This is a genomic window from Tateyamaria sp. (assembly GCF_039940735.1).
In the GTDB taxonomy this organism is placed as follows: domain Bacteria; phylum Pseudomonadota; class Alphaproteobacteria; order Rhodobacterales; family Rhodobacteraceae; genus Tateyamaria.
The window spans coordinates 37067-49636 of sequence record NZ_JBDVGB010000048.1 but is presented as its reverse complement, the minus strand read 5'-3'; the positions used below and the strand labels follow the sequence as shown (position 1 = coordinate 49636).

Sequence of the window (12570 nt, the reverse complement as noted above, 5' to 3'; positions counted from 1 at the left end):
GATGGCGACGCGTTTTGCAAATACTTGTGTCGTGCGGCACGAACAAAAGGGACACTTGACGGCCTTGGCCCAAAAAGTGCCCGAACGAACGGGACTAAGACGACGACGATGGGCTCATCTGCATTAACGACACGAAGCCAGGTCGGGCAACGCCCGCGGCGCGCCGTACTTTACAGCCACGACACCTTTGGCCTTGGCCATTTGCGCCGCAGTCGCGCGCTTGCATCCGCATTGACGCAATCCGGCACTGTCGGGTCCGCGATTATTTTGACAGGAAGCCCGGTCGCAGGCCGCTTTACCTTTCCTGCAGGCGTCGATCACGTGCGTCTGCCCGGCGTCAAAAAGCTCGCTGACGGCACCTATATCAGCCAGAACTCCGGAATGGATCTTGAAACCACGACATCCCTGCGCGAAGGCTTGATAAATTCGACCATCGCACATTACGAACCGGACCTGTTGATCGTCGACAAAGAACCCACTGGGTTTCGCGGTGAAATGCTGCCCATCCTCGAAAAGCTAAACGCAGCCGGGCGCACGCAGATCATTCTAGGTCTGCGCGATGTGCTGGACAAACCAGAGGTGCTTGCCAACGAGTGGGACCGCAAAGGCGCGATAGAGGCCACAGAGCGCTTTTATAACGAATTGTGGGTCTATGGCCCTAAATCTGTCTATGACCCAACCAAAGGCTTACCCCTGTCGCAAGCTGCGCGCGATCGCATCGTTTGGACGGGCTATTTACGCCGCGCGATTATCGATCCGGCTGATGTGCCCGACCGCCCCTACATCCTTGTCACCCCCGGTGGCGGCGGTGACGGTGAAGCAATGGTTGATCTGGTGCTTAAGGCTTATGAACAGGATCCAACCCTTGGGCCGCAAGCTGTGCTGGTCTATGGTCCGTTCTTGTCCGGCGACACCCGAGACGCTTTTGAAACACGCGTGGCCGCCCTTGGTGGGCGGGTCACAGCAACTGGCTTTGACAGCCGCATCGAGGCCTTGTTTGCCGGCGCTCAAGGTGTGATTTGCATGGGCGGGTACAACACATTTTGCGAAGTGCTGTCGTTTGATCAGCGTGCGGTGATCGTCCCGCGCACGAAACCACGCCTTGAACAATGGATTCGCGCCAACCGCGCCGAGGAACTTGGCCTTGTCCGCAATCTTGATGAATTCCGCGATGGGTTAACGACAGAATCGATGATCGCCGCCATTCGCGGCCTGCCCCATCAACAACGCCCCTCGCAAGCCGGGGCTGATGGGCTTCTGGATGGTTTGGATGTGGTGATTGAGCGGGCGCAGCGTCTGATGGGCGCACAATTAAGCGACGCTGCCGAATGACATCAGCCCCCCCAAGACTTGCCGTCGCCGTCAAAGGCTGGCCGCGCCTTTCGGAAACGTTCATCGCCCAAGAACTCGTGGCGCTGGAACGCGCAGGCATTACCTTTGATATCTGGTCACTGCGTCACCCGACAGACACCAAAACCCACCCTTTGCACGATCAATTGCGCGCCAACGTGCGCTATTTGCCCGAATACCTGCACGACGAACCTTTGCGCGTCCTACGCGGATTCATCGCGGCCCTGGTTCGCCCCGGCTTCCTAAAGACCTTTGCCCAATTCACACGCGACTTGTTCCGTGACCGCACCCGCAACCGGGTTCGCCGTTTCGGGCAAGCTTGCGTGATGGCCCGCGAATTGCCATCAGGTACAAAGGCGATTTACGCCCATTTCTTGCATACGCCATCATCCGTTGCGCGCTATGCCGCTGGGCTTCGCGGCATTCCATGGACGTTTTCCGCCCACGCCAAGGACATCTGGACATCTCCCGATTGGGAACTGCGCGAAAAGCTGGACACCGCCAGCATTGGCGCAGCTTTTGGTGCGACCTGCACTGCGTTCGGCGCGGACCATCTGAACACCCTCGCCACCACAACCCCTGTTGACCTTGTCTACCACGGGCTGGATCTTGATCGCTTTCCCGAAGCCCCCGAAAGGCCCGAACGTACGCCCGGTGATCCGTTTGCCTTGCTGTCCGTGGGTCGTCTGGTCGAGAAAAAGGGGTTTGACCGACTGATCGACGCACTTGCGCTTTTGCCAAGTGACATCGATTGGCATTGGACCCACATCGGCGGCGGCGCACTGGATGCGACCATGCGGGCACGCGCAACAGATCGTGGCATTCAAGATCGGATTACGTGGCGCGGCGCTTGTGATCAGCCCGAAGTGATCGCCGCCATGCGGGCTGCGGATTTGTTTGTACTGCCCAGCCGGATCGCCGAAGATGGCGACCGCGACGGCCTGCCGAATGTATTGATGGAGGCGGCGAGCCAATTGCTCCCGATCCTTTCCACGCCCGTATCGGCCATTCCCGAATTCATAGACACTGGCGTGCATGGCATCCTGTGCGACGACGACCCCAAAGTGCTGGCCGCCGAAATCGCGCGCATTGCCAACACGCCGACATTGGGTCCAGACCTAGCCCAAGCCGCCCACGCGCGGCTTTATGCTGATTTCACCATGCAACCTGGCATTGACCATCTGGCGCAAAGGTTGCGTGCGGTTATGGATGAATGAGTGTCGCCTTCTACGCACCGTTGAAACCCGCCGACCACCCGACACCCTCTGGCGATCGCGCCTTGGCGCGCGCCTTAATCCAAGCGCTTGAGGTCGGGGGCTATGAGGTCACCGTTGCCTCTGATTTGCGGTTGTATGATGGCGCCGGGGATACGGCTGCGCAAGATGCACTGATGCAAAAGGCCACCGCCGAAATCGCCCGCATCACCGCCTTGCCTGCGGCAAAGGGCTGGCGGGCATGGTTGACCTATCACAACTATTACAAGGCCCCCGACCTTATCGGGCCCGCCGTGGCCCGCACCCTTGGCATTCCGTATTTTCAGGTCGAAAGCACACGCGCGCGCAAGCGTCTCGACGGGCCTTGGGCGCGTTTTGCCGCCGCCGCCGAAGCCGCGAGTGATGCAGCCCATACGATTTTCTATGTGACACAACGTGACGCGGAAACGCTGCGTCGCGATGCCCCTGATGGACAGGTTTTGTGCCACTTACCGCCCTTTCTGTCCCGCTCCGACCTTCCCCCCGCAAGCACCCTTGCTGGGCCAATGCTTAGTGTCGCAATGATCCGGCACGGAGACAAACTGGCGTCTTATCAGCTGATTGCACAAACGCTTGCCGCCTTGCCTACATCGCTGGATTGGCACCTTGAGATCGCAGGCGACGGCGCCGCCCGGTCCAAGGTCGCATCGCTCATGGCCCCCTTTGGCGCACGCGTCAGTTTTCTGGGCGCATTGACATCAGACACGTTGGCCGAACACTATGCCAAAGCCAGCCTGTTGCTGTGGCCCGGCGTAAACGAGGCCTTTGGATTGACCTATCTAGAAGCGCAAGCCGCAGGCATTCCCGTGGTCGCCCAAGATCGCCCCGGCGTGCGCGATGTCGTGTTTTGCCCCTTGGTTGAACAAGATCTTGGCCCCTCTGGTATGGCCGCGCAAGTGGTCCATCTTAGCGACCCCGAAATCGCCCAAACGACCGGCGCGCAGGCCCGCGATCGTATCGCCAAGCATCATCTGCTTGGTGCGGCCTCTGCCACCCTGTCCCGCACAATCGAGGCACTGTGATGATCCGTCTTGCTTTATTGCGACATGGCCATACTGCGTGGAACCGGGCGGGGCGGATACAAGGGCGTACCGACATTCCGTTGGACGACGACGCGCGCGCGCAATTGGGCGATCTGCGCCTGCCGCAAAGTTGGGAACATGCCCACGTCGTGGCAAGCCCGCTGAGCCGCGCAATGGAAACCGCACAGATTGTCACCGGGCAAACAGCACTGGCAGAACCTGCCCTGATGGAAATGGATTGGGGCGATTGGGAAGGCGCACATGGCATCGATCTGAAGGCCGATCCCGATTCCACCTTTCGCGACATCGAAGACTGGGGCTGGGGCTATTGCCCGCCCGGTGGTGAAAGCCCCGGCGATCTACGCGCGCGCCTGCAACCGTGGGCCAATGCGTTAACCCATGACACTTTGGCAGTCTGCCATATCGGTGTGATGCGCGTTTTGATGGGCCTTGCGACAGGCTGGGATTTCGAAGGCCCCGCCCCGTTTCAAATCAAACGAAATCGGCTGTTCATCATCCATATCGATGATACCAATTGGCGATCAGATCCAAGCCCTGCGCGGCTGGAAAGGCGCACACCATGAAAGTGATGATCGTCGTCACCCATTTGCTTGGCACCGGCCATCTGGCCCGGGCGCTAACCATCGGGCGCGCCTTTGCCGAGGCCGGAGACCAAGTCAGCGTCGTCAGTGGCGGCGGTGCGGTGTCGCATTTTGACACCACAGGCGTGAACCTGCATCAGCTACCACCGGTGCAATCCAACGGAACCGAATTCACCACATTGTTGTGCAAAGACGGGACCCAAGCAGGCCCCGCGCATTTGCAAAAACGCCAAGATCGTCTGATGGAACTTTTGATCGACATCGCCCCAGATGTTCTTATCACCGAACTGTTCCCGTTTGGCCGTCGCATCTTAAAAGAAGAGTTCGCCACTCTGTTGCAAGCCGCGCGCGCGATGTCGCCGCGCCCGCTGGTGTTGTCCTCGATCCGCGACATACTTGCACCGCCCAGCAAACCATCCAAGGCAGCCTATGCCGACGAGATGGTGACCAACTTTTACGACGGCGTGCTGGTGCATTCTGATGCCGACGTTGTCCCGCTTGACTTAAGCTGGCCCGTGTCGACAGCCCTTGCGCCGTGCCTTCATTATACAGGGTTTGTTGCACCCGCCCCGCCAGATGAAACGCCCGCGATGCGCCGTGGCATCGTCGTCAGCGCAGGCGGGGGCACCGTTGGTGACAAGGTGTTTGAGGCCGCCATCAACGCCGCCAACCTTGCGCCAGATATACCGTGGTTATTGCTTGTCAGCGGCGAAGACAGCCGCCGTATCGCTTTAAACGCCAAGGCCCCCTCGCATGTACGCATCGAAGCGCCTCGCCCGGATTTCCGCGCCCTGTTGGAAAAGACCGCGACGTCGGTATCCATGTGCGGCTACAACACGGCACTGGACGTGTTGCAAACCGGGGTGCCTGCCGTTCTGGTCCCCTTCGATGACGGAGGTGAAGTCGAACAGGGGCTGCGTGCCGCGGCCCTGAGCACCCAAAACGGCATCGCAATATTGCGACAAGATGCTCTGTCAGGCACGTCCCTTGTTGACGCCATTGCTGACGTACAGGCGGCCAACAAACGCCCACCGCGCATAGCGGGCATGGACGGTGCCGCGCGGACCGTTGAAATCGTGCGCGACCTGCACAGAAGGTCGTTGCAATGACACTTGATTGGTCCCCTTTGCGCGCCGCCCTTTCCGCATGTCGGCGCGACGCGGTCGCTGTGCCCCTTTGGTGGCGCGATGACGATGCCATAGCTCCGACCGCAGCGCTTGATCAGCTGTCGCACCTTTCATCGCAGACTGGTTTGCCCATCCATTTGGCGGTTATTCCCGCGCACACCGACCCCGCGCTTGTTCACGCCATAGACACAAGCCATATCATCCCAGTGGTACACGGTTGGACCCATATGGATCACAGCGGCGGCGTCGGCAAAAAAAACGAATTCCTGACAGAGCGCGCCAACGCCAGTACGGATGCAGCGCGCGGCTTGGCCCAGATGCGATCACTGTTTGGGGCCGAATTGCGCACCATGTTTGTCCCGCCTTGGAACCGGATCAGCGCAGCGGTCACCGCTGCCTTGCCGGGCCAAGGCTATACCGCCTTGTCCACCTTCGGCGCGCGGACCAGCCCGAATGCGGCACCCGGTCTCGCCCAAATCAACACCCATATCGACCCGATCTGGTGGAAGGGCACCCGCGACCTTGTGGACCCGGCCGCCCTGATCGCACAAGCGACCCAACTTCTTGAGCCGCGCCGTACAGGCGTGCAAGACCCAACCGAGCCCTTCGGCCTGCTGACCCACCACCTTGTGCACACAGACGCGATCTGGAACTTTTCCAGCGCCTTTGTCACCGAGATGCTGGACGGCGGTGCCACCCCTTGGACCATGGAGAAAACGACATGAGCAGACTTGAATCCATGCGCCGTCGCTTGACCGCGCAAATCGATGGCATCAACTGGGCCGCCGACCTGATCAAGGACATTGACGGGGACGTTCTGGAAATGGGCCTTGGTAATGGGCGGACCTATGACCACCTGCGTCAAGAGATCACCGGACGGCGCATTTGGGTGATCGACCGTGTGCTGAAACCACATCCCAGTTGTATCCCCCCCAAGGATGATTTCTTGCAAGGCGAAGCCGAAGACATGCTGTCCAAACTGGCCGACGCCGGGCACAAGATGGCACTGGCGCACTATGACTTTGGTCATGGGGTAAAGGAACTGGACGTGGCCGAAGGCGGAGCACTTAGCCCCTTTATCGCCGCTCTGATGGTGTCGGGCGGGCTTGTGTTATCGCAGCAACCGCTTGTTGGGTTCGAACAGATCAAAGGGCCCGATACGGTCGATCCCGAACGCTACCTGTTTTACCGCGCACCTTAACGGGGACGTCAGTTCACGATTTTTGTTAAGATGTTGTCATTCTTACAAAGGTCGCCCTAAGCTGCGTGTGATTCAAGGTCACATCAAGTGACCAGTCATAGGGAGTAAATGAATGAAACTGTTCAAGACGGCTACGTTGGCCGCCGCAGTGCTGATGATCGCGGGTGCCTCTTTTGCCGCTCCGCTGAAACTGAAACCCGCGAGCCCTCAGCCATCGGGCCTGAAATCCGGGTTGGCCGTGAAATATGCATATCCGCAGGATGTCAAAAGTCTGAGCCAAGCCAGACGCGCACTGAAAAGCGCCAAGGCTGGTACACCGCTCAAGGGTCTGGATTACCGCGACACCGCGTCTGGCGAAAAAGCACTGACGTCAAAGCAAGAAAGACATGTGGCGGCCGCCATTTCAGGCTTTGTGAAGTTCGATAGCGCCGGCACGTATACGATCGACTTTCTAACCAATGATGGCTTGGACGCAAAAATCGGCGGGCAAGAGGTCGGCCATTTCGATGGACGCCAATCCTGTCAGGAAACCCGCGCCGTACAGGTCGAAGTGCCTCAGGCTGGGTGGTATCCTGTGGACATCACTTATTTCCAACGGGTGGGTTCGTCATGCCTGCTGATGCGCGCAGGCAAAGGGGCGCCGAACTGGATGCCGAACAAAGCGTTTGGGTATAAGTAAAAGCCCGAAGCTAGGTTTTTAAGACAATCGCGCGGCCCGACGGGGTCGCGCGTTTTGCGTTTAGCAGTGTGTTAACCATGGATGATACATGGTCGGGGCATGCCAAACTATCGCCGCCCTCAAGTTACCGGAGCTTGCGTCTTTTTCACCGTCACGTTGGCGCGGCGTGGAGGGTGGACGTTGGTCCAGCACATCGACGATCTGCGCGACGCAGTGCGGATGACACGGGCGGAGCGCCCCTTTGAGATCGATGCGTTTGTGGTGATGCCAGATCACTTGCATTGCGTGTGGACATTGCCTGCTGGGGATCGGGATTTTTCCACGCGGTGGCGATTGATTAAATCCAGATTTTCGCGGTGTTTACCGAAGGGTCCAACCCGAAAAAGCCACGACGCGCGGAATGAACGCGGGATTTGGCAACGCCGATTTTGGGAGCATCACATACGTGATGAATCAGACTATTGGGCGCACATCCATTATTGTTGGATCAATCCAGTGAAGCACGGGTTTGTGGAAAGGCCGGAGGATTGGGCGTATTCAAGTGTACATAGCGATGCCCGTTTCAAGAGAAACGCCGAACGGATCATGTAGGGTGCGTGATTTCACGCACCGATGGAGCGTGTGATGAAAGAGCGGTGCGTGCAAGCACGCACCCTACGTTTTTTGATCAGAACACCGCGCACGAACCGTGGGGCAGGAAACAATTCGCCCGCCCCGTGGAGACGGTTCAAGCGTTGATCGATCTTTGATTAGACACCAGAACGCAAAAAAGCTTGAACACTCTGATAGCTCAAACGTTTTACACCAAGTCTCTCTTTCACCGTTGCTGCCAAAATTCTAGTTTTCTCAATAGCTTATGTGATGGATCTTTCATCGGAAAGGCTCATTCGCATTGAGACTAGAGTACCTTCAATCGCACAAGGAATTTCCTTGTACTTATCTTTGTCTAAAAATAAAGACGAATTACCACTTGCTATGTAGAAGTGGCCTAATTTTCCGAAAAGTTGATGAGCAAAAAAAAGACCGTACCCAGCGTTATCCCAAACCGATTTTTGAGCCGCCTTTTTCTTTTTGTGCCGCCATGCCTTAGAAGAAACTCCCGGCATCAGTGAGAACCCAAGAGCTTCACTATCTGTGACAGGTTTTGTATGTTTGCTCTCGGTTAACGAGGCTTTGACGCCCATACCTCGATCAGCGATGCAAATCTCGACCGTATTTAATTGTGGCCAATATTGAGCACAAAAAACCGCGTTTTCAGACCCACCATGTTCAAAGCAATTCCTGAAAATCTCACAAAAAGAACGTGCGAGAATGTCACTTAAGTGCGCCTTTTGATGTTGCGAAACAATCCTTGCTATATCTTCGCAACGCCGTTCTATGGCATCACCCAGTTCATCTCCCACTTCCAGAGCGTCCGCGTCTAAGCTTGTGCGCGATAAAACACTCATCGGAATATAGTTGTGCCCACCAAACGCGCCTTGTGGATAAGGCCGTCCCTCTAGCGACAGCGCGTCGGAAAAACCCAAATTATTGGCATACGTAAGTTTGTTCAGGCCTTTATAAACTACCTTCTCGGCATCTTTCGCACGTGTCCTCATCTTGCAAGATTTAGCAAGAAAAATAAGACAGGTTGGCCTCAAAAACTCTACGTGATCGGCACCGATTAGAAGCGTTTCTCTAGTTGGAAACTCGTGAAGATCGACAGAAAACTCCGCAAGTTTATGTATTGAGCCGCCGCTAGGCATTAAGATGTCTGGCTCGTCATCCATCCATTTTGAGAGCGCTTATGAAAGCTTCCTGCGGAATATCCACCTTCCCAAACTGGCGCATCTTTTTCTTACCCGCCTTCTGCTTGTCCAGCAGCTTGCGTTTGCGTGTGGCATCCCCGCCGTAGCACTTCGCCGTCACGTCTTTGCGCATCGCGGACAATGTTTCGCGGGCGATCACCTTGCCGCCAATCGCCGCTTGGATCGGGATTTTGAACATGTGGCGCGGGATCAGGTCTTTTAGCTTTTCGACCATCGCGCGGCCCCGCATTTCGGCGCGGTCGCGGTGCACCATCATCGACAACGCATCAACAGGTTCGTCGTTCACAAGGATCGACATTTTGACCAGATTATCTTCGCGGTAGCCCGTCAGTTGATAATCAAACGACGCATAGCCCTTGGTCACCGATTTCAGCCGATCATAGAAATCAAACACCACCTCGTTCAGCGGCAGGTCATAAACCGTCATGGCGCGCGACCCGGCATAGGTTAGGTCTTCTTGGATGCCGCGCCGTTCTTGGCACAGTTTCAACACGTCACCCAAGTATTCATCGGGCACCAAGATCGTCGCCCGGATGCGTGGTTCTTCGACGTGGTCGATTGTGGACGGGTCCGGCATGTCTGCGGGGTTGTGCAATTCGGTCATCGACCCATCGCGCGCATAGACGTGATAGACCACGGACGGCGCCGTCGTGATCAGATCGATGTCATATTCGCGTTCGATCCGGTCGCGGATCACTTCGAGGTGCAAAAGCCCTAAGAACCCACAGCGAAAGCCAAACCCAAGGGCGGCCGACGTTTCCATCTCAAAACTAAACGACGCGTCATTCAGCGCCAGTTTGTCGATGGCGTCGCGCATGTCCTCAAACAGGTTGCTGTCCACCGGGAACAGGCCACAGAACACCACGGGCTGCGCAGGTTTAAAGCCGGGCAATGCCTCGACCTGTTTGCGTTCGTGCGTGATCGTATCGCCCACACGGGTGTCGCGGACTTGTTTGATCGAAGCGGTCAGAAATCCGATTTCACCGGGCCCAAGGCTGTCAACCACCTGCATCGCGGGGCGGAACACGCCGATGCGGTCCACATGGTGCACCGTGTCGTTGGACAGGAAACGCACCTTTTCGCCTTTTTTCAAACGCCCATCGATGATGCGCACCAAAACGATCACACCCAGATAGCTGTCGTACCACGAATCCACCAACATCGCTTTCAGCGGCGCATCTTCATTGCCGGTGGGTGCGGGCAAGTGCGTTACGATGGCCTCAAGGGTTTCGGTGATGCCTTGGCCCGTCTTGGCAGACACCTGAATGGCGCCAGAGGCATCGATGCCAATCACGTCTTCGATCTGTTCCGCCACGCGGTCGCAATCGGCGGCAGGCAGGTCGATCTTGTTCAGGATCGGGACAATCTCGTGATCCGCATCAATGGCGTGATACACGTTGGCCAGCGTCTGCGCCTCGACCCCTTGCGAGCTGTCGACCACCAAAAGCGAGCCTTCGACGGCGCGCATGGAGCGGGACACCTCATAGGCGAAATCGACGTGACCGGGGGTGTCGATCAGGTTCAGCACGTATTCCTCGCCATTCACGGCTTGGTAATTGATGCGAACGGTCTGGGCTTTGATGGTGATGCCGCGTTCGCGTTCGATATCCATGCTGTCAAGCAGCTGCGCCTTCATGTCCCGTTCAGAGACCGTGTTGGTCGACTGGATCAAGCGATCAGCAAGCGTGGATTTCCCGTGGTCAATGTGCGCCACGATGGAGAAATTGCGGATGTGAGAAAGTGGTGTCATGCTTGGGATATGTAGGTGTTTTTGAGGGTGGTCAATGGGGATGCGATTTTACGGGGTGCAAGGGCGTGGCTGAGGTCGATTTTAGCGACGTTAACGCGGCTGAAGTGTGGTTTGAACGTCAAACCCCCGAGGTACGCAGCACAATGGCCAGCCGCGCCGCGTTGCGGGTGGCAGCGAATCTTGGCCGATATGAGGGGGAGGGTGCAGAATCCCTAGTCTTGACTGCATTGAGATGTACGCTCACATCTGCGGTTCGCGGCATGGGACGAACCGCAGATGTGGGTTGGTTAAACGAGGCCACCCGTTCCGCCAATTCCGCCGCCCACACCACCCTTTCCACCCTCTCCCCCGTCGAGCCCGTGCCTTCCGCCCATTCGGGCTTTTCCGCTGTCTATTCCGCTCGTTCGGCCAAGTCCGTCGGCCGGGCCGCTTTGTCCGTCGCCCATTCCATCAGCTCCACCGGCTATTTTGCCAAAGCCGCCACAGCATGGGACAGCGAGAATGTCGAAACCGACTTGAACGCCAACGCACTTTGGGCCGGGGTAGATGTACCTGATAGCGCCCAAATACAGCACACAATGTTTCTGACCGATTTGAGCAAAAAACCCGATTGGGATTTTTTCCGCAGTTGGTACGAACAGATGTGGGACGGCACATTCATCGATTGGGATTTGGCGACAACGGTGGCCAAAATTGACGATGACGTTTGGGACAAAGGGTTGGCAGCGGTTGCTGAGGAGATTCGGGGGATTGAGGCACGACGACTGACGGAAGCGCTACCTCAGATCGAAGAGGTCTTCGAAACGGTTACTGGTGAATATGACGTACGAGGAACCATTGCCGAACCTACCAAGCTGATCGACAGCGTTGCGAATCGGGTTCAATTTGCGATGGACCTCGCCATAGACAGCAATGTTTGCGATTTGGATTCCATGAGCACCGCCGCAAAGATTTTGCGCCATGCTTTAGAAAACTGTCTAGATGATCCAAATGCACTTGAACAATTCCTGCGGCAGGCCGGCGCGTTGATCCGGTCTGGTTTGGACTCAGGTAAGTTTGGCGATGATGACGCTTTGGATGTCCTTGTTCGCACGTTGGACGAAACGGCTTTGCAACTTCGCGCCGATCACCCCGACGTCGCGGATGCTGTCGATGCACGTGTGCGGCAACGATTGCGCGAATTGGAAGACGTTGAGCGTTTGCGTGGTGCAGCTCTGATCGAGGATATGCGCGAGGGAGCAACTGGTCGGCTTGATGCTGAGTTTGAGTTGGCGGCAGAAACGACCCGTGAAGGTGATAGCCCGGATGCGACTGCGGAGGCTTTGAAACAGAGTGGGAACCGCGCGGGCAAGATCAGTCTTTCTGAACGGGCCAAAAAGGCCGAAGGGTCTGGATTTATGTCCAGCATTAAAATTGGAATGCGAGCGCAGAATTTGGTGGAGTTTGTTTCCAATTTGCTGAGCGGTGGAACAGTTTAAGAGCGGTCAAAGTGGGATAAGCCGCGCCATCGACAGGCCGCGGGTTGGCGTCCGGACTTGTGTGCGGCAGTACTTTATACCAGCCAAGTGCCTCCAACATCAAAGCTGTGCCCAAGCGGCACCCAATCGCCAGACCGGGGGGCGGTCTGGTGATGGCGCGGCGGCCTGTGGCCTTGATTCCGCGCTTTGGTTCCTCTTTCTAATGTCGCGCGTATTTATGACGCCGCCTTCGCGCATGGCTTTGCACGACCCGAGCGGGCATGTCTGCTTCGTGAATTGCCCTTGCCGCGCAAATCCGGC

12 protein-coding genes are annotated in these 12570 nt (G+C 57.1%); 10 read left to right on the top strand and 2 right to left on the bottom strand.

From position 1 onward, the window contains the following. The first annotated feature begins 108 nt into the window (after positions 1 to 108). The 9 genes from ABJF76_RS09290 to ABJF76_RS09250 all read left to right on the top strand — a co-directional run bounded on the left by ABJF76_RS09290 (position 109) and on the right by ABJF76_RS09250 (position 7825). Positions 109 to 1332: a glycosyltransferase family protein gene (locus ABJF76_RS09290; RefSeq protein ID WP_413822154.1), complete on the top strand. Its 1224-nt coding sequence runs from the start codon at positions 109 to 111 to the stop codon at positions 1330 to 1332. Then, a complete protein-coding gene (locus tag ABJF76_RS09285) occupies positions 1329 to 2567 on the top strand; it encodes a glycosyltransferase family 4 protein (RefSeq protein ID WP_413822153.1) in 1239 nt (412 codons plus the stop codon). The genes ABJF76_RS09290 and ABJF76_RS09285 overlap by 4 nt, the downstream gene beginning before the upstream one ends. Next, on the top strand, positions 2564 to 3625 hold the full coding sequence (locus ABJF76_RS09280) for a glycosyltransferase family 4 protein (protein ID WP_413822152.1): 1062 nt from the start codon (positions 2564 to 2566) through the stop codon (positions 3623 to 3625). The genes ABJF76_RS09285 and ABJF76_RS09280 overlap by 4 nt, the downstream gene beginning before the upstream one ends. Further along, entirely contained in the window at positions 3625 to 4209 is a 585-nt protein-coding gene (locus tag ABJF76_RS09275; RefSeq protein ID WP_413822151.1) for a histidine phosphatase family protein, read from the top strand. The genes ABJF76_RS09280 and ABJF76_RS09275 overlap by 1 nt, the downstream gene beginning before the upstream one ends. Next, entirely contained in the window at positions 4206 to 5336 is a 1131-nt protein-coding gene (locus ABJF76_RS09270) for a glycosyltransferase family protein (RefSeq protein WP_413822150.1), read from the top strand. The genes ABJF76_RS09275 and ABJF76_RS09270 overlap by 4 nt, the downstream gene beginning before the upstream one ends. Beyond that, on the top strand, positions 5333 to 6079 hold the full coding sequence (locus tag ABJF76_RS09265; RefSeq protein WP_413822149.1) for a polysaccharide deacetylase family protein: 747 nt from the start codon (positions 5333 to 5335) through the stop codon (positions 6077 to 6079). Before ABJF76_RS09270 ends, ABJF76_RS09265 begins: the two co-directional genes overlap by 4 nt. Further along, positions 6076 to 6555 carry a class I SAM-dependent methyltransferase gene (locus tag ABJF76_RS09260; protein WP_413822148.1) on the top strand — a complete coding sequence of 160 codons (480 nt, stop codon included), beginning with the start codon at positions 6076 to 6078 and terminating at the stop codon, positions 6553 to 6555. The genes ABJF76_RS09265 and ABJF76_RS09260 overlap by 4 nt, the downstream gene beginning before the upstream one ends. A 112-nt stretch (positions 6556 to 6667) precedes the next feature. Continuing rightward, complete coding sequence (locus tag ABJF76_RS09255; protein ID WP_413822147.1) at positions 6668 to 7234, top strand: PA14 domain-containing protein; 567 nt, start codon at positions 6668 to 6670, stop codon at positions 7232 to 7234. Positions 7235 to 7315: 81 nt separating this feature from the next. Continuing rightward, positions 7316 to 7825: an REP-associated tyrosine transposase gene (locus ABJF76_RS09250; RefSeq protein WP_413822146.1), complete on the top strand. Its 510-nt coding sequence runs from the start codon at positions 7316 to 7318 to the stop codon at positions 7823 to 7825. Between the two features lie 263 nt (positions 7826 to 8088). Here ABJF76_RS09250 and ABJF76_RS09245 read toward each other — a convergent pair whose 3' ends face one another. Both ABJF76_RS09245 and lepA read right to left on the bottom strand, forming a co-directional pair. Further along, positions 8089 to 9003, bottom strand: coding sequence for a hypothetical protein (locus ABJF76_RS09245; RefSeq protein WP_413822145.1), 915 nt, complete (start codon positions 9001 to 9003; stop codon positions 8089 to 8091). Then, on the bottom strand, positions 8996 to 10792 hold the full coding sequence (gene lepA / locus ABJF76_RS09240; protein WP_413822144.1) for a translation elongation factor 4: 1797 nt from the start codon (positions 10790 to 10792) through the stop codon (positions 8996 to 8998). Before lepA ends, ABJF76_RS09245 begins: the two co-directional genes overlap by 8 nt. 65 nt (positions 10793 to 10857) lie before the next feature. On the opposite strand from lepA, the gene ABJF76_RS09235 reads away from it, so the two are divergent. Beyond that, positions 10858 to 12270: a hypothetical protein gene (locus ABJF76_RS09235; RefSeq protein WP_413822143.1), complete on the top strand. Its 1413-nt coding sequence runs from the start codon at positions 10858 to 10860 to the stop codon at positions 12268 to 12270. Positions 12271 to 12570: the final 300 nt, after the last annotated feature.